26 protein-coding genes and 1 pseudogene are annotated in these 21,850 nt (G+C 68.7%); 10 read left to right on the top strand and 17 right to left on the bottom strand.

Annotated features, from left to right (window positions below; all coding sequences use genetic code 11):
• Positions 1-61 precede the first annotated feature (61 nt).
• On the top strand, positions 62-394 hold the full coding sequence (locus tag AC1RRR_RS11680; protein WP_492813187.1) for a hypothetical protein: 333 nt from the start codon (positions 62-64) through the stop codon (positions 392-394).
• Positions 395-403: 9 nt separating this feature from the next.
• Here AC1RRR_RS11680 and AC1RRR_RS11675 read toward each other — a convergent pair whose 3' ends face one another.
• From AC1RRR_RS11675 to AC1RRR_RS11665, 3 genes are read right to left on the bottom strand one after another with little or no spacing between them, the layout of a single operon-like run.
• Positions 404-595 carry a hypothetical protein gene (locus tag AC1RRR_RS11675; RefSeq protein ID WP_492813185.1) on the bottom strand — a complete coding sequence of 64 codons (192 nt, stop codon included), beginning with the start codon at positions 593-595 and terminating at the stop codon, positions 404-406.
• A complete protein-coding gene (locus AC1RRR_RS11670; protein ID WP_492813184.1) occupies positions 592-777 on the bottom strand; it encodes a coiled-coil domain-containing protein in 186 nt (61 codons plus the stop codon). Before AC1RRR_RS11670 ends, AC1RRR_RS11675 begins: the two co-directional genes overlap by 4 nt.
• Positions 774-980 carry a hypothetical protein gene (locus AC1RRR_RS11665; RefSeq protein ID WP_492813183.1) on the bottom strand — a complete coding sequence of 69 codons (207 nt, stop codon included), beginning with the start codon at positions 978-980 and terminating at the stop codon, positions 774-776. The genes AC1RRR_RS11670 and AC1RRR_RS11665 overlap by 4 nt, the downstream gene beginning before the upstream one ends.
• A gap of 540 nt (positions 981-1,520) precedes the next feature.
• Between AC1RRR_RS11665 and AC1RRR_RS11660 the strand changes: the two genes are divergently transcribed.
• From AC1RRR_RS11660 to AC1RRR_RS11650, 3 genes are read left to right on the top strand one after another with little or no spacing between them, the layout of a single operon-like run.
• Positions 1,521-1,646 (top strand): hypothetical protein, encoded by a 126-nt coding sequence (locus AC1RRR_RS11660; RefSeq protein ID WP_492813181.1) that lies wholly within the window; start codon positions 1,521-1,523, stop codon positions 1,644-1,646.
• Complete coding sequence (locus AC1RRR_RS11655; protein WP_492813179.1) at positions 1,643-2,557, top strand: beta-1,6-N-acetylglucosaminyltransferase; 915 nt, start codon at positions 1,643-1,645, stop codon at positions 2,555-2,557. The genes AC1RRR_RS11660 and AC1RRR_RS11655 overlap by 4 nt, the downstream gene beginning before the upstream one ends.
• A gap of 1 nt (position 2,558) precedes the next feature.
• Positions 2,559-2,933 (top strand): hypothetical protein, encoded by a 375-nt coding sequence (locus tag AC1RRR_RS11650; RefSeq protein ID WP_492813178.1) that lies wholly within the window; start codon positions 2,559-2,561, stop codon positions 2,931-2,933.
• Between the two features lies 1 nt (position 2,934).
• Here the strand turns inward: AC1RRR_RS11650 and AC1RRR_RS11645 are convergent, their stop codons facing one another.
• Entirely contained in the window at positions 2,935-3,513 is a 579-nt protein-coding gene (locus tag AC1RRR_RS11645; protein ID WP_492813176.1) for a TetR/AcrR family transcriptional regulator, read from the bottom strand.
• 97 nt (positions 3,514-3,610) lie between these two features.
• On the opposite strand from AC1RRR_RS11645, the gene AC1RRR_RS11640 reads away from it, so the two are divergent.
• Positions 3,611-4,579, top strand: a complete 969-nt coding sequence (locus AC1RRR_RS11640; protein ID WP_492813174.1) for an SDR family NAD(P)-dependent oxidoreductase — start codon at positions 3,611-3,613, stop codon at positions 4,577-4,579.
• 117 nt (positions 4,580-4,696) lie between these two features.
• On the opposite strand, the gene AC1RRR_RS11635 is transcribed toward AC1RRR_RS11640, so the two are convergent.
• The 3 genes from AC1RRR_RS11635 to bla form a co-directional block, all read right to left on the bottom strand.
• Positions 4,697-7,312 carry a glycoside hydrolase family 3 C-terminal domain-containing protein gene (locus tag AC1RRR_RS11635; RefSeq protein WP_492813173.1) on the bottom strand — a complete coding sequence of 872 codons (2,616 nt, stop codon included), beginning with the start codon at positions 7,310-7,312 and terminating at the stop codon, positions 4,697-4,699.
• 85 nt (positions 7,313-7,397) lie between these two features.
• The gene (locus AC1RRR_RS11630) at positions 7,398-7,736 is read right to left on the bottom strand and encodes a hypothetical protein (protein WP_492813171.1); all 339 of its coding nucleotides are present in this window, start codon (positions 7,734-7,736) and stop codon (positions 7,398-7,400) included.
• Between the two features lie 308 nt (positions 7,737-8,044).
• Positions 8,045-8,947 (bottom strand): class A beta-lactamase, encoded by a 903-nt coding sequence (gene bla / locus AC1RRR_RS11625; protein ID WP_492813169.1) that lies wholly within the window; start codon positions 8,945-8,947, stop codon positions 8,045-8,047.
• A 100-nt stretch (positions 8,948-9,047) separates the two neighbouring features.
• On the opposite strand from bla, the gene AC1RRR_RS11620 reads away from it, so the two are divergent.
• Together AC1RRR_RS11620 and AC1RRR_RS11615 are read left to right on the top strand one after the other, a co-directional pair.
• Positions 9,048-9,917 (top strand): LysR family transcriptional regulator, encoded by an 870-nt coding sequence (locus tag AC1RRR_RS11620; RefSeq protein ID WP_492813167.1) that lies wholly within the window; start codon positions 9,048-9,050, stop codon positions 9,915-9,917.
• A gap of 195 nt (positions 9,918-10,112) precedes the next feature.
• A complete protein-coding gene (locus tag AC1RRR_RS11615; protein WP_492813165.1) occupies positions 10,113-10,682 on the top strand; it encodes an OmpA family protein in 570 nt (189 codons plus the stop codon).
• Positions 10,683-10,796: 114 nt separating this feature from the next.
• Here the strand turns inward: AC1RRR_RS11615 and AC1RRR_RS11610 are convergent, their stop codons facing one another.
• A complete protein-coding gene (locus tag AC1RRR_RS11610; protein WP_492813164.1) occupies positions 10,797-11,591 on the bottom strand; it encodes an SDR family NAD(P)-dependent oxidoreductase in 795 nt (264 codons plus the stop codon).
• A 102-nt stretch (positions 11,592-11,693) separates the two neighbouring features.
• Here AC1RRR_RS11610 and AC1RRR_RS11605 point away from each other — a divergent pair, with 102 nt between their 5' ends.
• Positions 11,694-12,197, top strand: a complete 504-nt coding sequence (locus AC1RRR_RS11605; protein ID WP_492813162.1) for a winged helix-turn-helix transcriptional regulator — start codon at positions 11,694-11,696, stop codon at positions 12,195-12,197.
• Here the strand turns inward: AC1RRR_RS11605 and AC1RRR_RS11600 are convergent.
• Together AC1RRR_RS11600 and AC1RRR_RS11595 are read right to left on the bottom strand one after the other, a co-directional pair.
• Positions 12,194-12,463 carry a GNAT family N-acetyltransferase gene (locus AC1RRR_RS11600; RefSeq protein WP_492813160.1) on the bottom strand — a complete coding sequence of 90 codons (270 nt, stop codon included), beginning with the start codon at positions 12,461-12,463 and terminating at the stop codon, positions 12,194-12,196. The two genes, AC1RRR_RS11605 and AC1RRR_RS11600, sit on opposite strands and share 4 nt — an antisense overlap.
• 47 nt (positions 12,464-12,510) lie before the next feature.
• Entirely contained in the window at positions 12,511-13,698 is a 1,188-nt protein-coding gene (locus tag AC1RRR_RS11595) for an acetyl-CoA C-acyltransferase (RefSeq protein ID WP_492813159.1), read from the bottom strand.
• 235 nt (positions 13,699-13,933) lie between these two features.
• On the opposite strand from AC1RRR_RS11595, the gene AC1RRR_RS11590 reads away from it, so the two are divergent.
• Together AC1RRR_RS11590 and AC1RRR_RS11585 are read left to right on the top strand one after the other, a co-directional pair.
• Positions 13,934-14,434, top strand: coding sequence for a winged helix-turn-helix transcriptional regulator (locus tag AC1RRR_RS11590; protein ID WP_492813157.1), 501 nt, complete (start codon positions 13,934-13,936; stop codon positions 14,432-14,434).
• A gap of 120 nt (positions 14,435-14,554) precedes the next feature.
• Complete coding sequence (locus AC1RRR_RS11585) at positions 14,555-16,366, top strand: methyl-accepting chemotaxis protein (RefSeq protein WP_492813155.1); 1,812 nt, start codon at positions 14,555-14,557, stop codon at positions 16,364-16,366.
• Positions 16,367-16,372: 6 nt separating this feature from the next.
• On the opposite strand, the pseudogene AC1RRR_RS11580 reads toward AC1RRR_RS11585, so the two are convergent.
• The 7 genes and pseudogenes from AC1RRR_RS11580 to flgK all read right to left on the bottom strand — a co-directional run.
• Positions 16,373-16,466 (bottom strand): annotated as a pseudogene (locus tag AC1RRR_RS11580) (hypothetical protein); the annotation flags it as partial.
• 6 nt (positions 16,467-16,472) lie between these two features.
• Entirely contained in the window at positions 16,473-16,622 is a 150-nt protein-coding gene (locus AC1RRR_RS11575; RefSeq protein WP_492813153.1) for a hypothetical protein, read from the bottom strand.
• Positions 16,619-17,068 carry a DUF4126 domain-containing protein gene (locus AC1RRR_RS11570; protein ID WP_492813151.1) on the bottom strand — a complete coding sequence of 150 codons (450 nt, stop codon included), beginning with the start codon at positions 17,066-17,068 and terminating at the stop codon, positions 16,619-16,621. The genes AC1RRR_RS11575 and AC1RRR_RS11570 overlap by 4 nt, the downstream gene beginning before the upstream one ends.
• 60 nt (positions 17,069-17,128) lie before the next feature.
• Positions 17,129-17,473: a gamma-glutamylcyclotransferase family protein gene (locus AC1RRR_RS11565; RefSeq protein WP_492813149.1), complete on the bottom strand. Its 345-nt coding sequence runs from the start codon at positions 17,471-17,473 to the stop codon at positions 17,129-17,131.
• 9 nt (positions 17,474-17,482) lie between these two features.
• Positions 17,483-18,697 carry a tRNA 2-thiouridine(34) synthase MnmA gene (gene mnmA / locus AC1RRR_RS11560; protein WP_492813147.1) on the bottom strand — a complete coding sequence of 405 codons (1,215 nt, stop codon included), beginning with the start codon at positions 18,695-18,697 and terminating at the stop codon, positions 17,483-17,485.
• Positions 18,698-18,763: 66 nt separating this feature from the next.
• Positions 18,764-19,687 (bottom strand): flagellin, encoded by a 924-nt coding sequence (locus tag AC1RRR_RS11555; RefSeq protein ID WP_492813145.1) that lies wholly within the window; start codon positions 19,685-19,687, stop codon positions 18,764-18,766.
• Positions 19,688-19,690: 3 nt separating this feature from the next.
• The gene (gene flgK / locus AC1RRR_RS11550) at positions 19,691-21,802 is read right to left on the bottom strand and encodes a flagellar hook-associated protein FlgK (protein WP_492813143.1); all 2,112 of its coding nucleotides are present in this window, start codon (positions 21,800-21,802) and stop codon (positions 19,691-19,693) included.
• Positions 21,803-21,850 lie beyond the last annotated feature (48 nt).

Genomic DNA, 21,850 nt, shown 5'->3' with positions numbered 1-21,850 from the left:
TGAGAGAGGGTGATAGGAGGGCGGCCCTTTTTCTTGGAGCCACATCGGGTTATTCCCCCGCATGGCCAAAACCACCAAACTCACCGTCGAGTTCGACATCGATGTCGACGGCCACCCCTATGTCTGGCGCCTGCACCGGCTGCCGCAGTGGAACTACGACCCGTCGGAGCGCCACGGCAAGGTGATCGCCGCGCGCCACAAGGAAGGCCAGCGCGAGGCGCTGATCGAGTTCCCGCCCGGCCCCAAACCCAAGTTCAGCGCGCCGCCGCTCAAGCCCTCGCAGATTCCCGTGCGCATCATCGCCAAGGCCATCACCTCGGCCATCGAAGCCGGTTGGGAGCCGCTGTCGCGCGGCAAGCCGGTGGTGATCTATGTGGACGAGGAAGGGAACTAAGGCCTTCCGTTAAGGCTCCCCCGACGCGGCGAGCGCGGCCGCTCCGGCCGGGGTGATGACCCAGCCGCCGCCGGTCCTCTCGGCCAGGCCCTGTTCGGTCAGCGCGCGGGCGTCGCCGATATTGATCCAGTCGACCGCCTCGCCCGACTTCTTCCGCGCCAGGTTCTGCAGGGCCGCGCGTTGGCCGGGTGTCAGGGTCATGATTGTCCGCTCGCCAGCGGGTTTGGCGCCTGACCGGGATGGCGACCGCTCAGGCGCTCCATTTCCTGCTGCATGCGCAGGACCTGGCTGCCGAGACTGGTGACGTCGTTCTGCAATTGAGCGTTCCGGCGCTTGAGATAGTCGTTCTCGCGACGCATCGCCTGGGCGTCTTCGTCGGTCATGGGCGCGCGCCCTCGACCGTGGACGGCGGCGTCGTGCGAATGACCGCCCTCAGGAGGGCGGCGCGCTCGGGATCCAGGCCGGGCGCCAGCAACTCCTTCTGCGCGCCTTCCCGGATCTCGCCCTTGTGCCGGCCGCCGAGGAAAAAGGCCTCGGCCCGCACCTCCCGGATCGAGACCTGGCGCACGCCGAAGATCGCCAGCACGGCGCTCCACGGGCTCATTGAAACACCGCGCGCGTCGGCGTGCGGACTGGCGTGTTCGAGGGGGAGGACATGACGTCCTTTCAGGCCGACGAGTCCGCATGGCGCGGGGTAATCCGTGGCGCAGGGATGATAGCGCGATCCGAGGGCGATGGCTCCCCAGTCGGCGCAATCATTTCCCTGTCGCGTGGTTCTCCGTGCTAAGGTTCCCTTGAGGCGCGCAGTCACGCCATTCGGACCGGTCCGCCAGGCGGAAGGTCCCTAGGTCCCGAAGCCGGGACACCCCTTATCGCGAGAGTCGACCACAACGGATCGGGCTTGGCCCGCGCCGCGCCCATGGCCGACGTCCGCCGCCCTCAAAAGGAACGCCATGTCCAAAGGCAATCGTGAAGTCCGCAAACCCAAGGCGATCAAGCCCAAGGTGATCGCCGCCGCGCCGTCGGCCGCGCTCTCGCAGGCCCTGGCGCCGCGCAAGAAGTAGCCGCCGGGCGCAGCGAGAAGACCGAGCGCCGCGGATCGGCGCGCTCGACGAAAGACCGCACGATGAAAACCTATCCCGGAACCCGCCCCTCGGCTCCCAAGGGCCTGAACGATTCCCGGTCGACCGAGGGACAGCCTTCCAGGCCCAGGCCGATCGACCCGGACGCCCTGCGAGGCACCAAGTCTTGATCAAGCGCCAAGCGCCGCCGACCATCGCCTATCTGGTCCTGGTCCACCGCTATCCCGAACAGTTCAAGCGGCTGTTCAAGGCGATCCATGATCCGGCCAACCACTACCTCGTCCATGTCGACAAGAACGCCGGCCCGGGCCTGGAGGACGAGCTGCGCACGTTCCTCGCGGCCTATCCCAACGCCGCCATTCTCGAAGGCCAGCGCGCCCTGTGGGGCGGCTACAGCCTGGTCGACGCCGAGCTGCGGGGCATGGCCAAGCTGCTCGAGATGGACGCCCGGTGGGACTATTTCATCAATCTCAGCGGCCAGGACTTTCCGCTGGCGACGCAGGACCGCATCCGGGCCTTCCTGGACGCCAATCGGGGACGCGAGTTCATCCGGGTCCTGGATCAGGCCCAGAGCCGACCCGAAACCATGGGGCGGATCCTGCAGCACGTGGTCGAGCAGGGCGGTCGCATCATCGACAGCCTGGTGACCCGTCTCTTCCTGAAGGACGCCACGCCCTATATCGGCAACCAGTGGAAGATCGTCAGCCGGGCGTTCTGCCAGTTCGTCTGCCACGACCCGTCGGTCGATCGCTACAAGGCCTTCTACCGCAACACCTTCATCGCCGATGAAGGCTTCTTCCAGACCGTGATGATGAACACCGCCGCGCACGGCGAGATCGTCAACGACGACAAGCGGATGATCGACTGGGTCCCCGATGGCGACATCAAGCTGCGCCCTCGCACCTTCACCAAGGCTGACGCGGACAGGCTGACGTCCAGCGCCGACCTCTTCGCGCGCAAGTTCGACGCCGAGGTGGATGTGGAGATCCTCGATATCCTGGAAGCCCATCTGCGGACCCAGGTCGTCGCCAGCGAGCGCTCGCCGGCGGTCGCCGATCCGCTCGCGATGTTGGTGGCCTAGTGTGGCCAGCCGCAATCTCGTGATGGCGCTGTGCGCGACGGCGTATGTGGGCGCCGTCGGCTTTTCCGTGGTCGATCTCCTGCGCGATCCGCCGTTGAAGAGCTACGTCATCGTTCCGGGCGGCGACTGGACGCGGTGCGTGGAAATCCGCGCCACCAGCGAACGCCTGGCCCGCCAGGCGGTGCTGCGGCGTCCAGCGCCCGCGCGTGGGCCCGAAGACTGCCTTGTCGGGCCCGCCACGACGGCGGTGGACTCGCGCCTGGTCTTCGAGCGTGGCTTCAACGCCTTGCTCGCCGTCACGGCGATCCTGGCGGCGCTCTGGATCGGTTTCGCGACGACGCGGTCCTGGCGCCAGGAGGCGGACGCGCCCGCCTAGCCTAGCGCGTCCGCAACCCGTCCATCATCACCCCCAGCAGCCGCCGCGCGCCGACCTCCCAGCCCGGCCGCTCGTAGCCTTGGCTGAGGCCCGCCATCATCCGCAGGATGTCCTCGAAGCCGATGTCGCCTCGGATCTCCCCGGCGGCGTGGGCGGTGTCGGTCAGTTTCTGCAACGCCGGCAGGATGGTCGCGCCGGCGCTGGCGTACACGCGCGAGCCTTCGCCGGGGTCGGCCTGCAGGGCCGGGGCCACGACGCGTTTGGTGGCCATGTAGTCGATCAGCAGCTCCAGCCAGGCGGCTAGCGCATCGCCGGCCGGGCGGGTGGCGAGCAGGTCGTCGGCGGCCTGCGCCAGCTGCTCCAGCGCCCGCGCATAGACCGCCGCGACCAGGGCCTCGCGGGTGGGGAAGTGGCGGTACAGCGTGCCGATGCCCACGCCGGCCCGGCGGGCGATGTCCTCCAGCGGCGCGTCGGCGCCGGTCTCGGCGAAGGCTGTCTTGGCCGTCGTCAGCAGGAGCTCGCGGTTGCGCAGGCTGTCGGCGCGGGGTTTCCGCGTCTTGATCTCAGAATCTTCGGACATCGATCTTGAAAAACGGAGGATGCCTCCGAATATGTATCCGGAGCCTTCCTCCACTTATCCTCCGGATTGGCTCTGACAACAAGAGAGCGAGAGAGTCATGAGCAATTCCTTCGGCGCCAAATCCACCACCGACGACGTCCTGGCCGGCGTCGACCTCAAGGGCAAGCGCGTACTGGTCACCGGCGTGTCGGCCGGCCTGGGCGTAGAGACCGCCCGCGCCCTGGCCGCCCACGGCGCCGACGTCGTGGGCGCGGCCCGCGACCTCCAGAAGGCCGAAGGCGCGACCGCCGTCGTGCGCGAGGCGGCCGCGACGAGCGGCGGCTCGCTGTCGCTGATCGAATTGGACCTGGCCAGCCTGGCCAGCGTGCGCGCCGCCGCCGACGCCCTGGTCAAGGACGGCCGAGGCTTCGACCTGGTCATCGCCAATGCCGGCGTCATGGCCACCCCGCTGGGCAAGACCGTCGACGGCTTCGAGACCCAGTTCGGGACCAACCACCTGGGCCACTTCACCTTCATCAACCGCATCGCCAGCCTGCTGAAGGCCGGCTCGCGGGTGGTGTCGCTGGCCTCGTCGGGCCACCGCTTTTCGGACGTGAACCTGGAAGACCCCAACTTCGAGACCACCGAGTACGTGCCGTTCGCCGCCTATGGTCGCTCCAAGACCGCCAACATCCTGTTCGCCGTCGAGTTCGACCGCCGTCACAAGGATCGCGGCGTGCGGGCCGTGGCCGTGCATCCGGGCGGCATCCAGACCGAGCTGGCCCGCCACCTGGACCCGTCCTTCATCCAGGGCATGCTGGACCAGCTGAACGCCGAGGCCGAGGCCAAGGGCGAGAAGGCCTTCGAGTGGAAGACCATCCCGCAGGGCGCGGCGACCAGCGTCTGGGCTGGCGTGGTGGCTCCGATCGACGAGGTCGCCGGCCGCTACTGCGAGGACTGCCACCTGGCCCCGCCGGTCGAGGACGCCTCGGAAGTCCGCTACGGCGTGCGCAGCTACGCCCTCGACCCCGCCAACGCCCAGGCCCTGTGGGCGCTGAGCGAAAAGCTGGTCGGCGAGACTTTCTAAGTCGGAGGAGCCGAAAACCTCGTCCTTCGACAAGCTCAGGATGAGGTTTTCTACTGCTGGGGCTCAAAAGTAGTCCTCACCCTGAGCTTGTCGAAGGGCGAGGACGGACCCGCTGCCTTAAGGCGTCACGGTCACCTTCGCCGCGACCCCGGCCGCCTGGGCCAGGCCCGGGCGGCTGACGGGCTGGCCGCCGCCGACCCACAGGTCGGCGGCGCCGGGCACCACGCTCTTCTTGCCGTCGGCGTCGACCGTGGCGAAGGCGGCGGCGTCCAGGGCGAAGGTCAGCTTGCGGGTCTCGCCTTTCTTGAGCGTGACGCGCTGGAAGCCCTTCAGAGCGCGGATCGGGGCGCCGGCCACGTCGGGGCGGGTGACGTACAGCTGGGCCACCTCGTCGCCGTCACGGCCGCCGGTGTTGGTGACGTCGACGCTGACGGTCAGCGTCTGGCCGGCCTTCACGCTGGCCTTGCTGAGCACCGGCTTGCCGTACTTGAAGGTCGTGTAGGACAGGCCGTAGCCGAACGGGTACAGCGCCTCGCCCTTGAAGTAACGATAGGTGCGGCCCGCCATCGTGTAGTCCTTGAACGGCGGCAGCTGGTCGGCCGAGCGGTAGAAGGTCACCGGCAGGCGGCCGGCCGGGCTGAAGTCGCCGGCCAGCAGGCCCGCGACGGCCTTGCCGCCTTCGCCGCCGGGATACCAGGCCTCGATGATGGCCGGCACGGTCTTGTCGGCCTGGTTCACCGCCATGGCCGAGCCGTTGACCAGCACCATGACCACGGGCTTGCCGGTGGCCTGCAGGCCTTCCAGCAGCTTGGCCTGCGGACCGGGCAGGTCCAGGCTGGTGCGGTCGCCGCCAGCGAAGCCCGGCGCGTGGACCGGCATCTCCTCGCCCTCGATCCGCGCCGACAGGCCGCCGACGAAGACGATCAGTTCGGCGTCCTTGGTCGCGGCGATGGCGGTGTCGGCGTTGTCGGCCGGCTGGCTCCAGGTCAGTTTCTGGCTGCCGCGGCTGCTGTCCTGGCGGGCCTCGATGGTGATGGCATAGGCCTTGCCGGCGGTCAGCATGATGGTCTGGGCCTGGCCCGGATCCTGGATCGTGTCCCAGGCTTCGGCGACGGCCTTTCCGTCGATCAGGATGCGCCAGCCGCGCTCGCCGTCGATGGCGAAGCTGTGCGGGCCGCTTTGCGTGGGCGTGACGAAGCCGCTCCAGCGCACCGAGGCCTGTCGGGGCGTGCGCGTCGGCCAGCCCCAGCGGAAGTTGACGTTGGCGTCGACGCGCGTCGCGGTCGGCGCGCCGGCCAGCTCCAGCCCTGCATATTCCTCGACCTTCAGGCCCTTGGTCATGCAGGCGGCGTCCTGGCAGAAGATCGCCTCCGGCGTCGGTGCGCTGGGCGGACCGATCAGGCCCGTGCCCGCGACATAGGTCACCTTGGCGTCGGGGAAGCGCTCGCGGATCCCGGCCAGCACGGTGATCGGCTTGGACGGCGTGCCGTTATAGTTGCCCACCAGCGCATCGACGCTGTCGGCATTGGGCCCGATCACGGCGATCGACTTCGGCGCGGCCTTCAGCGGCAGCAGGCCGTCGTTCTTCAGCAGCACCATGGCCTTTTGCGCGGCCTTCAGGGCCAGGGCGCGGTGGGCCGGGGTGTCGTTGTCGGCGGCGGTGATCTTGCCCCACGGACCCGAGCCGGGCGGATCGAACAGGCCAAGGCGCATGCGGCCCTCGAACAGGCGGCGGGCGGCCTGGTCGACCTCGGCCTCGGTGGCCAGGCCCGTGCGCACCGCCTCGACGATGGCCGGCGCCTCGACGCCGTTGGGGCCGCCGAAATCGCACAGCAGGTCGGTGCCGGCCTTGACCGTCACGGCGAAGGCCTCGGCCGGCGTCTTGCGATAGGCGTGCGAGGTCGGCAGCCAGACATCGGCGATGGCGGCGCAGTCCGAGACCACGTGGCCGTCGAACTTCCACTGGCCGCGCAGCTTGTCCTTCAGCAGCATGTCGCTGGCGCAGGCCGGCTGGCCGTCGACGGCGTTGTAGGCGCACATCACCGACTGGGCCTTGGCCTTGGTCACCAGCACCTCGAAGGCCGGCAGGTAGGTGTCTTCCAGGTCGTGGCGCGAGGGGTGGATGTCGTCACGATGGCGGTCGGCCTCGGGGCCGCTGTGCACGGCGAAGTGCTTGGCCATGGCCAGGGTCTTCAGGTGGTTCAGGTCGGGCCCTTGCAGGCCCTCGACGAAGGCCGAGCCCAGGGTCGCGGTCAGCTTGGGATCCTCGCCCCAGGTTTCCTGGCCCCGGCCCCAGCGCGGGTCGCGGAAGATGTTGATGTTGGGCGACCAGACCGTCAGGCCGCGATACTGGGCGGTGCTGCCGTCGGGCGCGACCTTCTCCACGTACTTGGCGCGGAACTCGGTGGCGATCGTGTCGGCCACCTCGTGGATGAACGGCTCGTCCCAGGTGGCGGCCAGGCCGATGGCTTGCGGGAAGACGGTGGCCTCGCCGGCGCGGGCGACGCCGTGCAGGCCCTCGTTCCACCAGTTGTAGGCGGGGACCTTGAGGCGCGGGATGGCCGGGGCGGCGTGACGCAGCTGGGCGGCCTTTTCCTCCAGCGTCATGCGGCTGACCAGGTCAGCGGCGCGCTGGGCGGCGGGGAGGCTGGGGTCCTGGTAGGGCAGGGTCTGGGCCGAGGCCGACGTTGCAATCGCGAGCGCAATCAGCGAGGGCGCGATGGTCTTCAGCATGGTCGTTTCTCTCCCCGTCCCGGTTTGGTCACCGGTGTCAGCGCGGGGAAGCTAGCAGAAAAGGTAGCGGTAACAAGAGCGGTGTCTATCGCCGCTTCAGCTTGCGGAGGGCGGCCTGCATCGCCTGGGCCTGGGCGGCCGGTGGCTTGGCGGCCTCGATCAGCGGCGCGGTGGCGGCGTCCAGGCGGTCGAAGGCTTCGTGGATGGCGGTCGGCAGGTGGCGGGGCTTGGGCTGCGGGACCATGGCGGCGACCTTGCGGACCTCGGCGGCCATCTGGCCACACAGCTTGGCCTTGTCGCGGGCCTTGGCGATGACGGCCGGGTCATCGCTGGTCTCGGCGAGGGCCCAGGCGGCGTCGAGGGCGGCCATCAGCTTGGCTTGGAGATCGGCGCACCAGGCGCTGGGGGATTGGGGCTGGCTCATGGGGAGAAGCATGAGGCAGGCGGGAGGGGCGGGGATAAGAAACGGGTGTTTTTGGGTAAGTCGCTGCTGTGACAGGGAAACGCCGGTGACCGGGCGGGGATAACCACGGGAATCCGAGGGCCTTTCATCTCTCCTCCCCCGTCTGGGGGAGGTGGCGCGCCCGCGCAGCGTGGCGTGACGGACGGGGCTAGTCATGAGCCGGCCGCGCTGGCCCCTCCACCGCCTACGGCGGTCCCCCTCCCCCAAAAGGGGGAGGAGAGAGGGAAGCCGTCGGCACGGCCTCTCTCCGCCCTGTGGATAACTTCGCGCTACCCCCCGAACCCCGCCGCCACGACCGCCCGCGCCACGTCGGCCAGCACCGCGTTGCGCACGTCATCATCCGAACTCCCCCGATCATGGAAGCTCGCGATCAGCACCGGCTTGCGCCCCGGCGGCCAGGCGATCGCCACGTCGTTGGTGGTGTCCTTGCCGTTGTTGCCGGTCTTGTCACCGACCCGCCAGCCCTTGGGCAGGCCCGCCCGCAGGCGCTTGTCGCCGGTCCTGTTGGCCACGACCCAGGCGGTCAGCTGCTTGCGGGAGGCGGGCGAGAGGGCGTCGCCCAGCAGCAGGGTCTTCCAGGTGTCGGCGATGGCCACGGGCGTGGTGGTGTCGCGCGGATCGTCGGGCGTCCCGGTGTTGAGCTCCGGCTCCAGACGGTCGCTGCGGGTGGTCTGGTCGCCGATGGCGCGCAGGAAGCGGGTGAGGGCGGCCGGACCGCCGTCGCCCGGACCCAGGGCCTCGAGCAGCAGGTTGGCGGCGGCGTTGTCGCTGACCGTGATCGTCGCGTGGCACAGTTCGCCGATGGTCATGCCGCCGGCGACATGCTTCTCGACCACCGGCGAATTGCCCATCAGCACCTCGCGGCCGTAGGTGATCCGGCGATCCAGGCGCTCGCGGCCCTGGTCGACGCGGCGGAGAATTGCCGCTGAGAGCGGCATCTTGATCGTGCTGCACATCCGGAAGCGCTCGTCGCCGCGCCAGGCGAAACGGCGGCCGGTCTGGGTGTCCAGCACCGCTACGCCCAGGCGGCCGCCGCTGCGCTGCTCCAATTCGTTAATACGTGAGCTAAGGTCAAAAGGCGGCGCGCTGCTGAACACGGCGGCCTTCGCGAAGGCGGGCACGACAACGGGCGCGGCCGTCAGGGCCGTTAAGAACTTACGACGGTGGAACATGGGTGGGGGTCTCCTTGCCCGCGAAACCTGCCGGGGGCTGGTCTTGGCCGCAAACGACGATACCTTGGCGGACCCATTAGCTGATCTAGGGTCATCCTTAATGAGCCGCGCCCAGCTGCCCCTGAACGCCCTGCGCGCCTTCGAGGCCTCGGCCAGGCACCTGTCGTTCACGCGGGCGGCGATCGAGCTGTGCGTGACCCAGGCCGCCGTCAGCCACCAGGTGAAGGGGCTGGAAGCCCGCCTAGGCGCGGTCCTGTTCCGCCGCCTGCCGCGCGGCCTGGCCTTGACCGACGAGGGCCTGGCCCTGCTGCCGTCCGTGCGGGACTCCTTCGACCGGCTGGACGACGTGCTGGCCCGCTTCGAGGGCGGCCGGGTGCTGGAGGTCCTGAGCGTCGGCGTCGTGGGCACCTTCGCGGTCGGCTGGCTGCTGCCGCGCCTGCCGGCGTTCAGAGAGGCCCATCCGTTCGTCGACCTGCGGCTCTTCACCAACAACAACCGCACCGACCTGGCGGGTGAGGGGCTGGACTGCGCGGTGCGGTTCGGCGACGGGGCCTGGCACGGCACCGAGGCCTCGCCTTTGTTCGAGGCGCCGATGAGCCCGCTGTGCGCGCCGGCCCTGGCCGAACGCATCACCGAGCCGACCGACCTCTTCAGCGAGACCCTGCTGCGCAGCTATCGCGCCGCCGACTGGCCGGACTGGTTCGCCGCCGCCGGCCTGTCGCCGCCGCCCATCCGCGGGCCGGTGTTCGACAGCTCGTGGGTGATGGTCGAGGCGGCCATCCAGGGATTTGGGGTGGCGCTGGCCCCGCCGATGATGTTTGCTCGCGATCTGCAGCAGGGACGCCTCGTGAGGCCGTTCCCGACTCAGGTCAGCGCCGGTCGCTACTGGCTGACCTGGCTGAAATCCAGGGCCCCGACTCCGGCTCTGAAGGCCTTTCAGGCGTGGCTTTCCAGCACGGAAAATCAATAAAGAATCTTCGGAACCAAAGTCCGTAAACGGCGCTCGTGCGCGGTTCTATTGGCTCTGAAATCGCTGCCATATCAACGGCATAGCTTGGCCCGGAAGCGCCGGAATCACGCCTATCTTTGGCCAAGTTCGGCTGCCCGATTTGGTCCTGCGAGCGTTGCAGGACGCTGCGCCCCAGCTACGGATGAGATGGAAACAATGATAGCAAGCACGAAGACGATGATGGTCGCCGCCGCCCTGGTGATGGGCGGCCTGTCGGTCAGCGGCTGCGCCACCAAGAAGTACGTGAACACCCAGGTGGGTGCGGTCAATGAGCGGGTCAGCACTCATGACACCCAGATCGGTGAACTGGACAAGACCTCGAAGGAAGCCCTGGACCGCGCCATCGCGGCCGGCAAGCTGGCTGAAGGCAAGTTCCAGTACGCCCTGGTGCTGAGCGACGACTCCGTGAAGTTCCCGGTCAACGCCGCGAACCTCTCGCCGGAAGCCGAGCAGCGCCTGTCGGAATTCACCGAGAAGCTGAAGACCGACAACAAGAACGTGTACCTGGAAATCCAGGGTCACACCGACAACTCGGGCTCCAAGGAATACAACGACGAGCTCGGCGAGAAGCGCGCGGAAACCGTGCGCAAGTTCCTCAGCGTGCACGGCGTCGCCCTGAACCGCATGGCGACGATCTCGTACGGCCAGGACGCCCCCGTCGCCGCGAACGAAACGCGCGAAGGCCGGGCTCAGAACCGCCGCGTGGTCGTGATGGTGCTTTCGTAGAATTCGCGTTCCAGATGGGCTTTCCCGGTGCGCATCAACCCGGGAAAGCCCATCAGGGCGGACTCGCCGGCGCGGGAGTGAGCGCCGCGCCGGCGAGCTTTCTGCTTCTAAGACTTAGCGTAGGCGAGCCGCTGGCTCGCTGCGCGACAGGTTCGGGTACAGCTTGGCCTTCGCCGCCAGGGCGCCGTCCCAGTCGGCCGCGTCGGGCAGGGACGGGATCGTCACCAGCTCGCCCTGGTCAAAACCGGCCAGCGCCGCGTCGACCAAATCGTCGACGCCCATGACCATGTTCGGGTCCAGGGCATCGATGTCCGAGCCCGAGCGCTCCCAGATCTCGGTGCGCGTGGCGCCCGGCAGCACCGCCTGCAGGCGTACGGCCGACTCGGCGAACTGCACACGCAGGCCTTGGGTCAGATAGGTCACGAACGCCTTGGTCGCGCCGTAGACCGGCATGTTCAGCTCGGGCATCAGGCCGACCACCGAGGCCAGGTTGATGATCGCGCCGGTGTTGCGCGGCACGAAGTTGCGGGCCGCCGCCGAGGCCAGGCGGGTCACGGTCGTGACGTTCAGCTGGATCATCTTGTCGAAGGCTTCCGGATCGGAGGCCAGGAAGTCGCCCGCGCCCGCTACGCCGGCGTTGTTGACCAGGGTGGTGATGGCCGTGTCGGTCGCCAGGCGCTGTTCCAGCGCGGCCACCTGGGCCTTGTCAGTCAGGTCGGCCTTGATGACCTCGACCTTGACGCCGGTCTCGCCGCGCAGGCGATCGGCCAGGGCGTTCAGCCGGGCCTCGTCGCGGGCGACCAGGATCAAGTCGTAGCCGCGCTTGGCCAGGCGGTCGGCATAGGTCGCGCCGATGCCGGTCGACGCGCCGGTGATTAGGGCCGTGCCTTGGTTGTTGGTGGTGCTCATCGTGGTAGTCCTCGTATCCCTCGCCGAGGCCTCGATGGTCCGGCTCCACGCTTAGCTATGGGGTAACTTGCTTTTCGCAAGTGACATCCCAAATCTTTTGTCATGAGCAAATCTGAACGCCTGCCCACCCAATGTCCGGTCGGCCGCACGCTGGAGCGGGTGGGCGATCACTGGACCCTGCTGATCCTGCGCGACGCCGCCCAGGGGCTGACCCGCTTCGACCAGTTCGAGAAGAGCCTGGGCGTGGCGCCCAACATCCTGACCAAGCGCCTGGCCGGCCTCGTGGAGAACGGCATGCTGGAGAAGCGCGCCTATAACGAGCGACCGCCGCGCTACGAATATCTGCTGACGGACCTGGGGCGGGACTTCGCGCCGGTGCTGACGGCGCTGCTAGCGTTCGGCAACCGCCACTTCGCCATCGAGGGCGTGGCCGGTCAGCTGGTCGATCGTGAAACGGGCGTCGCCGCCGAGCCGATCATGGTCGACCGGGTCAGCGGCAAGCCGATCACCAATGAGAGCTTCGCCTACAGGCCCGGCCCGGCGGCGGGCCCGGAAGTGCTGTCTCGGGTGGCCTTCATGGCGGAGAAAGCGGCCGGGAAGGCCTAAGCGATCAGGTCCGGATCGTTCCGCTTCAGCCAGGCCGCCGCGTAGGAGCACAGCGGGGTGATCCGCATGCCCTCGGCGCGCGCGGTTTCGGCGACCTTGGTCATCAGCCGTCCCGCCGCGCCGGTGCCGCGCAGGGCCATGTCGGCCTCGACGTGCGGGATCACCAGCCGGTGGCCGGCGCGCTGGTAGTCGGCCACGGCCAGCAGGCCGTCGACCTCCAGCTCGTAGCGGCTGCGTTCGGGGTTGTGGCGGAAGGTGTCGGTCATGACGAGGAAACGCGCCTCTCGGGCAATCTGATCCGCCCTAGATGGGATCAGACTAGCTCCACCGCCATGGCCGTGGCCTCGCCGCCGCCGATGCAGAGGGACGCCAGGCCCTTCTTGCCGCCGCGCGCTTGCAGGGCGTTGATCAGGGTGCAGAGGATCCGCGCGCCCGAGGCGCCGATCGGATGGCCCAGAGCGCAGGCGCCGCCGTTGACGTTCAGCTTGTCGGGATCGATGCCCAGCTCCTGCTGGGCGATCATGGCGACGACGGCGAAGGCCTCGTTGACCTCGAATAGGTCGACGTCGGAAACCTCCCAGCCGGCCTTCTTCAGCGCCTTCTTCATGGCCGGCACGGGGGCGGTGGTGAAGAGGCCCGGCTCGTGGGCATGGGCGGCGTGGCTGACGACCTTGGCGACGATCGGCAGGCCCAGGGCCTTGGCCACGCTCTCGCGGGTCATGACCAGGGCGGCGGCGCCGTCGCTGATCGACGAGCTGTTGGCCGCCGTGATGCCGCCGTCGCGGGCGAAGGCCGGACGCAGGGTGGGGATCTTGGCCGGATCGGCCTTCAGCGGCTGTTCGTCGGTGTCGACGACCTCGGTCCCCTTGCGGGTGGTGACGGTCACCGGCGTGATCTCGGCCTTGAAGGCGCCGCTCTCGATCGCCGTCTTGGCCTTGGCCAGGCCACGGGTGGCGTAGTCGTCCATGGCCTCGCGGCTGAACTGGTACTGGGCCGCCGTCTCCTCGGCGAAGGCGCCCATCAGCTTGCCGGGGGTGTAGGCGTCCTCCAGGCCATCCAGGTACATGCTGTCCCACATCTGGTCGTGGCCGATGCGGGCGCCCGCGCGGTGCTTGGACATCAGGTAGGGGGCGCCGGTCATGCTCTCCATGCCGCCGGCCACGACGACGTCGACCGAGCCCGCGGCCAGGGCGTCATGCGCCATGATCGCCGCCTGCATGCCGCTGCCGCACATCTTGTTGACGGTGGTCGCCTCGACAGAAAGGGGAAGGCCCGCGCCCAGCGCCGCCTGGCGCGCCGGAGCCTGGCCGAGGCCCGCCGGCAGCACGCAGCCCATGATGATCTGCTCGACCTTGTCGCCCGCCACGCCGGCGCGCTCGATGGCCGCCTTGACCGCCGCCGCCCCCAAGTCCGTGGCCTTCACCCCGCCCAGAGCGCCCTGGAAACCGCCCATCGGCGTGCGGGCGTAGGAGACGATGACGACGGGATCGGCGACAGACATGAACTAAGCTCCCTGGGCGGATTTTGAGGCGAGATAGGCCCTCATCGCCCGATCATGCGCAAGTGGGTTGCGAGATTGTGATGGGAAAGGGGCGAGGAGGTGTTGGCGCAAGCCGCGCCTCCTCGCCAGTCGTGCAATAACCGAGAGAGTCAATTGCGATAAAAAACCTACTGTGGTTCATCTTCAAACGCAACGGTCTCTTGCTTTCCCTCGCGGAACGCCGCAACCTCGCCAAATGGGCCGCACAGCTGACTATACGAACGAACGTTGCTCGGTCGCCGCCACCCTTGAGGTCGTGGGCGATCCGTGGACCCTGCTGATCCTCCGCGACGCTTTTGCCGGGGTGAAGCGCTTCGAGCAGTGGCAGGAGCGGCTGGGCGTGGCCCGCAACGTCCTGGCCGCGCGCCTGAAGACCCTGGTCGGCCACGGCGTCATGGAGACCCGGCGTTATTCCGAGCGTCCGCCGCGCCACGAATACTGGCTGACCCAGAAGGGCCTGGCCCTGTCGCCGGTGCTGCTGACCATGTCGGAATGGGGCGACCGCCACGTCTATGGTCGCGACAATTCGCCGGTCTTGTTCCGCCACAAGACCTGTGGCTGCGCCTTCCACCCCGTCCTGGCCTGCGAGGAATGCGGCGAGGTGGTCCAGCGCCGCGACCTGGAGCGCGTCTCCCAGGACCAGCACCCGATGACCGTCGGCGAGGCCCTCGAAGCCATCAAGATCGCGGCCGAGTGACCCGTTTCGGGTCGCCAACGGGGTGCGGCCTTTTCGCCGGGTAAGGTTTCGGAAAGCACGAGGGGCGCGAAGTTTGCGCGCGCGGCAAACGTTTGCCGGCCCAGTTCCGGACGGCTTTTCATGTTCCTCAACGACCTGAAGATCGCGCGCAAGCTGGCGCTGACCTTCGCGGTGCTGATCGTCGTGTCGCTGATCGGCGACGCCATGGTCTTCCTGAAGCTGGACCAGATCCACGACGCCGCCCAGAAGAACGACAAGACATATGATCTGTCCCTGGACGTCGAGGCGGTCACCCAAGGGCTGGTCGAGCAGCAGAACGCCGTGCGCGGCTTCGTCATGGCCAGCGACGCCTCGCACCTGGAGGCCTACGAGGCCCATGTGAAGGCGGTGGACGGCGCGATCGACCGCTTCATCGCCGACACCAGCAGCGAGGGGCAGCGGACGCGGGCCCAGAAACTGAAGAGCATGATCGCCGGCTGGCGCGCCGAGTTCGCCGACAAGCCGCTGGCCCTGGCCAAGCAGCCGGGCGGCCACGACCAGGCCGTCGAACTGATGGGCCGCAACACCCTGCGCGAGATGCAGGCCACCCTGGACGAGATCAGCGACGCCCAGCACCTGCTGCAGGACGACCGGATGCAGTCGCAGTCCACGGCCATCTTCATGGGCAAGGTCTATCTGGTCGTCAGCTGCCTCTTGGCTTTGGCGCTGTCGGCGATCCTCGCCGTGGCGCTCACTCGCCTGGTCGCCGCCCCGGTCAGCGCCATGACCTCGGCCATGCGCCGCCTGGCCTCCGGGGACAATGCCATCGCCATTCCGGGCGTGGGTCGCCGCGACGAGATCGGCGAGATGGCCGGCGCGGTCCAGGCCTTCAAGGACGCGGCGATCGAGAAGCTGCGCCTGGAGGGCATGACCGCCGAGCAGCGCGCCGCCGCCGAGGCCGAGCGCGCCCGCGTCGAGGCCGCCAAGGCCCAGGCCCAGAAGGAGCAGGAACAGGTCGTGACCTCGATCGCCCTGGGCCTGGAGAAGCTTTCGGCTGGCGACCTGATGTTCCGCCTCAAGACCCCGTTCGCCGCCGACTACGAAAAGCTGCGCGCCGACTTCAACCAGGCGATGGAAAGCTTGCGCGAGACCATGGGCGTGCTGTCCGAGGCCAGCCGCGGGATCCGCTCGGGGACCGATGAGATCAGCCAGGCCTCCAGCGAACTGTCGCAGCGCACCGAGCGCCAGGCCGCCAGCCTGGAAGAGACCGCCGCCGCCCTGGATCAGATCACCGCCACGGTGCGCAGGACGGCCGAGGGCGCCGACCAGGCCCGCGACATCGTCGGCCACGCCAAGCACGACGCCGACGGTTCGCGCCGGGTGGTCGACGACGCCGTCGCCGCCATGGGCCAGATCGAGGCCAGCTCGCGCGAGATCAACCAGATCATCGGGGTGATCGACGAGATCGCCTTCCAGACCAACCTGCTGGCCCTGAACGCCGGGGTCGAGGCGGCCCGCGCCGGCGAGAGCGGCAAGGGTTTCGCGGTCGTGGCCATGGAGGTGCGGGCCCTGGCCCAGCGCTCGGCCGAGGCGGCGCGCGACATCAAGCGGCTGATCCATGCGTCGGGCGGCGAGGTCGAGCGCGGCGTCGAACTGGTCGCCCAGGCCGGCGAGGCCCTGACCCGGATCGGCGAGCGCGTCGGCCAGATCAGCGGCGTGGTGGCCGGCATCGCCGCCGCCGCCAAGGAACAGTCCACTGGGCTGGGCGAGGTCAATGTCGCGGTGAACCAGATGGACCAGATGACCCAGCAGAACGCGGCGATGGTCGAGGAGTCTACGGCGGCCGCCCACGGTCTGGCGCGCGAGACCAGCGAACTCTTCCGCCTGATGAGCCGCTTCAAGGTGGACGAGGCCGCGGCAGCGCCGGCCTCGCGTCCGGGGCGGGCGGCTTAGTCAGTGGAGCCGTCCTCGTCCTTCGACAAGCTCAGGATGAGGGCTACTTTTAGCTCGGCGTATCAGTAGAAACCTCATCCTGAGCCTGTCGAAGGACGAGGTTTCGCTAGTCCGCGACCCCGCCGCGTAGCGGGTCTTCACCGTCCAGGTCCTCGATGTGCTGCCGCTGGCGGCGAACGCCCTCGGCCGTGGAGTCAGCCTCCGGCGCTGGCGTCATCTCCGGCGTCACCGGCTCCTTGTCCTTGCGCTCGATCATCGCAGCGCTCGCGTCACCAGTTGGGCGGCGCCCACCGTCAGGGCGTCTTCGACTAGGCCGCTGTTGGTCTGGCCGAAGCGGTTGATGGCCTTCATGCGCAGGTGGAAGGTGACATAGGCGGCCGCCACGGCCGCGCCGGCGGCGAGCGCGCCGCCCAGCAGCATCTTCTTGCGCGGCGCCAGGGCCGCGCCGGTGAAGCCGGCCGTGATGACCCGGGCGGCGATGCCCAGCGGCACGATGCGGTCGGGAGCCGATTTCAGCTTGTCGCCCCACAGCTCGCCGGCGGCCAAGGCCTTGGTCCCGGCGGCGACCAGGGGATGGCCCAGCAGTTGGGCGGAGGGATTGCCGGCGTCCAGGTGGCCGCCATGCGCGGCCTCGCTGACGGCGGCCAGCGGGGTCATGGAGCGAGAGCCGGCCGACAGGCCGATGAGCAGGGATCGAAGCATGCGGATCTTCCGTGAAAGGGTCCTCTTCTGAACCCCGCAAGACCCGGTTCGATCCGACGCTCAGGCTTTGACGTAGACGAAGGCGGGGAGGCCCGAGCCCAGCACGACGGCGATGCGCTTGTAGTCGGCGACCTCGTAGTCGTCGGCGGCGGCCAGTTCCTGGGCCGTGATCTCGAACACCGCGCCGGGAATGGCCTCGGCCGGATCTTCGCTGGGCGTAACGATCGGGTGGTATTCCTGGCCGCTGGTCGCCAGCACCGCCGGATCGGTGATCCGCACCATGGTCTTGGCAAAGCCGGGCAGGGTGTCGGCCTGACCCTTCAGGAGCCGTCCGAAGGTTTCGATCTGCACGCTCTCCTGCTGCAAGGTGCCGTAGGAGAAGAGGCGGATCGTGGCTTCGGACATCAGGGGCTCCTAGGTGAGGTCCATCTGGCGGACCGTGGCGGCGATGAAGCCGCCGCCCAGCACGCGTTCGGGGTCGGCAGGGTCGTAGAGCACGCAGGCCTGGCCGGGCGCGACGCCTTCCTCGGCGCCGTCGAACACCACCGAGACCGTGTCGCCGGTCAGCGCCAGGCGGCCGGCGACGGGCTCACGGGTCGAGCGGACGCGGGCCAGCACCGGCTGGCCGTCCTGCGCGGCGGCTTCCAGGCTGTCCTGGCCGCCCAGCCAGCTGCCTTCCTTCAGGGTGAGGGAGGCGGTCAGCAGGGCCTCGCGTGGGCCGACGATGACGTGGCGCTTGTCGGCGTCGATCCGGACGACGAACAGCGGGTCGCCGACGGCGATGTTCAGGCCGCGACGCTGGCCGATGGTGTAGCGGGTTACGCCCTCGTGACGGCCCAGCACGCGGCCGTCCAGGTGCACGACATCGCCGGCCTCGGCGCCTTGTGGGCGGATGCGGTCGATGACGGTCGTGTACTTGCCCTCGGGCACGAAGCAGATGTCCTGGCTGTCGGGCTTGTCGGCAATGGCCAGCCCTAAGCCGAAGGCGACGGCGCGCACGGTCGGCTTGTCCATCCCGCCCAGCGGGAAGCGCAGGAAGTCCAGCTGGTCGCGCGTGGTGGCGAACAGGAAGTAGCTCTGGTCCTTGGCGGGATCGGCGGCGCGACGCAGCTGCGGGCGATTACCGCCGCCAGCAAAGGCGCGCTGCACATAATGCCCGGTCGCCATGGCCTCGGCGCCCAGGTCGCGGGCGACGTCCAGCAGGTCGCGGAACTTGACGGTCTGGTTGCAGCGCACGCAGGGGATCGGCGTCTCGCCGCGCAGATAGGCGTCGGCGAAGTCCTCGATGACCTGCTCGCGGAAGCGGCTTTCGTAGTCCAGCACATAGTGCGGGATGCCGATGCGCTCGGCGGCCATGCGGGCGTCCAGGATGTCCTGGCCGGCGCAGCAGGCGCCCTTCTTGGTAATCGCCGCGCCATGGTCGTAGAGCTGCAGGGTCACGCCGACTACGTCATAGCCGGCGCGGGCCAGCAGGGCGGCGGTGACGGTGGAATCCACGCCGCCGGACATGGCCGCGACGATCCGCGTCCCCTCGGGCAGGCCGACGGCCGCGCGCACCTGTTCGACCGCGCGCGCGATGAGCGTATCGGTGTCGGAAGCAGGGGCGATGGTCAGGACGTCGGCGTTCATCCGCCGCCATATAGCGCCTGAAGGTCGGTTTTGCGAGGTGAGGAGGGCGCGTCTTCGCGCCGCTCCCTACTTCAGCACGTTCAGCAGCGACGAGGCCTGCAGGCTGGTGAACACCTGGGCCGAGGCCTGGACGGCCAGCTTGGCGGCTTCCAGGCGGGTCACGGCGTCGGCCATGTCGACGTCGGTGATGCCGCCGACCATGGCCGTCAGGGTGTCGGCCTGGTTGGAGAGATCCGTTTGGGCGCTCTCGAAACGCTTCTGGGTCACGCCGTTCTTGCCCTGAGCGTCGACCACGCCCTTCTGGGCCGCGTCGAACACCGGCAGCAGGCCTTTGAGGAAGTTGACCTGCGCGTCGTCCAGATTGCCGGTGAACGGGCCATTGGCGTCGATATAGGCCTGCACCTGCTTGAAGGCCTCGAACACGTCGGTGCCGACGGCGTCGCCGAGGATGCCGGTCTTGGCGTTGGTCTGCTCGTCCACCCGGTTGGTGGCGATGTACTGGTCGTTCTGGAACAGGTCCGAGGTGATCGGCACGCTGGTCAGGTCGGCCATGGTGGTGGCCGTGGTCGTGGCCGTGTCGGTCTTGGCGCCCGAGAACACGTAGAGGCCGTTCGACTTGGCGTTCAGGCCCTGGACCACCTCGCCGAACGCGGCGGTCATCTGCTGCATCAGGGTGGTGGCGCTGCCGGCGGCCAGAGCGTTGGCGATCGCCTCGCGTCCGCTCTGGGTGGCGTTGGCGATGCGGCCCAGGCCCGTGTCCTGCATCTCCAGCCGGTTGCCGACCATCTTGGTCTGGTCGACTAGGCCGTTGATCTTGGTCTGGGTGCTGCGCATGGCGGTCAGCATTTCGGCGTTCTTGGCATAGCCCTTCAGGTCGTTGGCGACCTTCTGGCTGGACACCTGCGCGCCCACCTCGTTCTGGCGGATCTGAGCCGCCATCAGGTTGGACGTCATGATGTTGTAGTTTTGGACGGTCGAGACGCGGGTCATGGCTTACCCCAGGATTCCGGTGAGCACGTCGAACATGTCCTTGGTCGCCTGGATCAGGCGGGCCGAGGCGTTGAAGGCTTGCTGGTAGGTGGTCAGGTTGATCAGTTCTTCGTCGAGGTTCACGCCCTCTTCCGACTGGCGTTGGCTGTCGACTTCGCTGGACACCGCGTTGGCGGCGTCCTTGCGGCTTTCGGCGGTGCCGGCCTTGCGGGCGATCGAGCCGCTGAAGTCCGAGGCGTAGCGGTTGACGCTCATATTGACGGCCGAGGCGTCGCCGGCGGCGGCGAAGGCGGCGCTGTTGTCGCCGGCCTTGGCAAGGGCCAGGGCCCCGCGGCCGTCGCCGATCGCCAGGGCGGGACTGCCGCCGACGATCTGGGTCAGGTCCAGCTGGGCGAAGGGCACTAGCTTGGGGTTGGCGTCCATCTCCTTGGAGACGAAGAACTTCTCGCCGCGGGTGCTGCGCTCGGCCGGGCCGATGCCGAACAGCTGGCTGACCGAGGGCCCGCCGACGCCGCGTTCGGTGGTGTCGGCCACGACCGACATGGTCACCGGCGTCGTCGAGTTCGACGCGAAGTTGATCTGGCCCTTGTCGTTCATCGAGAACACGCCGTACAGGCCCGTGCCGTTGGCGCGGGAGTTCAGCGCGTCCAGCATGTCCTGCATGGTGCCGCCCGGCGGCGGGGCGACGGTGATGTCGCGGATGCGGCCGCCTTCGACGTCGGTCAGGCGAATGGTCATCGCGCCCGAGGTGAAGCCGTGCTGATCGCTGGCGGTCAGGCCCGTCTCATACGGCGAATAGCCGTTGGTGCGGATGATGTCGTTCAGGCCGAAATAGTGGCTGAAGCCCTTGCCGGCCTTGGTCGCCGGGTTGGTGGCGTCGTCCTGGATGGCCACGCCAAGGCCGCCCGCGCCGCTGATGCTCAGCGCGCCGCCCGAGAACCCGGCCGAGCCCTGGGCGCCCAGGGCCGCGTTCAGCTGGGTCATGAAGTTGGCGGTGGTGAAGGGCGTGCCGGCGGCGCCGTTGACGCTCATCGTGCCGGCGTCGAAGTCGATGTCGATGCGGCGCTGGATGACGCTGCTGGAGTCGGTCAGGGCGATCGTCGTCTTGCCGGTCATGCCGGTGATCGCCGCCTGGGCGTCCAGGCCCGTGTCGCGACCGTTCAGGCTGGTCGGGGCCGGCACCGACGAGGCGGCGTTGGACGCGCGGTTGATCTCTTCCGCCGCGCGCGAGGTGAACTCGCCCAGCTGGTCGGACAGGTTGACCAGCTCGACGTTGCGCACGTCCAGCAGGCCCTTGATCTCGCCGCTGGTGATGTTCAGCGGGGTGGGCTGCACCGAACCGTTGGCCAGCTGCACCGTCAGATAGCCGGTGGCGGTGGGCGAGGTCTGGTAGCTGATCTTGGCCGCGCCGTCGCCGGCCAGGGGCAGGCCCTCGGTCGAGCGCACATACACGCCGCCCAGGGTGCGGGGCGTGATCTGGACGTTCATCAGCTTGGCCAGTTCGTCGATCAGGCCGCCCTGGACGTTCTCGGCGCCGGTGGCGTCGGCCCCGGCCACCTTGGCGCGGGTGATGTCGGTGTTCAGGCCGTCGATCTGGCTCAGCAGGTCGTTGACGCGATTGGTGTCGGCCGAGATGCGGGTGTCGGCGTCCTTGCCCAGCTTGGACAGCGACGAGGTGATGCGGCTGGACTCGCTGAGGAAGTCGTCCACGCGGGTCAGGGCCTGGGTGCGCAGCAGGGACGAGGACGGATCGTCCTGGGCCGAGGAGAAGGCCGAGAAGATATCGTCCAGCGTCGTGAAGAAGCTGGTGTCGCCGCTGGGGTCGCCGAACAGCTGCTGGGCGCTGTCCAGGGTGCTGGCGACGACCGAGGCGCGACCGCTGTCCGAAGCGGCGTTCAGGCTGGCCGACTGCAGGAAGCGGTCGGTCGCGCGCTTGATGGCGTCGATGCTGACGCCCACGCCCATGCCGTTGGACAGCAGGTTCGACTGGCTGACCGTCTTGCGGACATAGCCATTGGTATTGACGTTGGCGATGTTGTCCGACGTGACGCGCAGACCCGTCTGCGCGGCCATCATGCCGGACGTCGCCGTGCTCATGATCGCATTCAGCGACATGCGGTAACCCTCCCTAGAAGCGGGGGGGGGGGGGGGGGGGGGGGGGGC

This window comes from Caulobacter sp. GW821-FHT12D05 (assembly GCF_058807295.1).
This window is presented reverse-complemented; position numbering and strand designations above follow the sequence as displayed.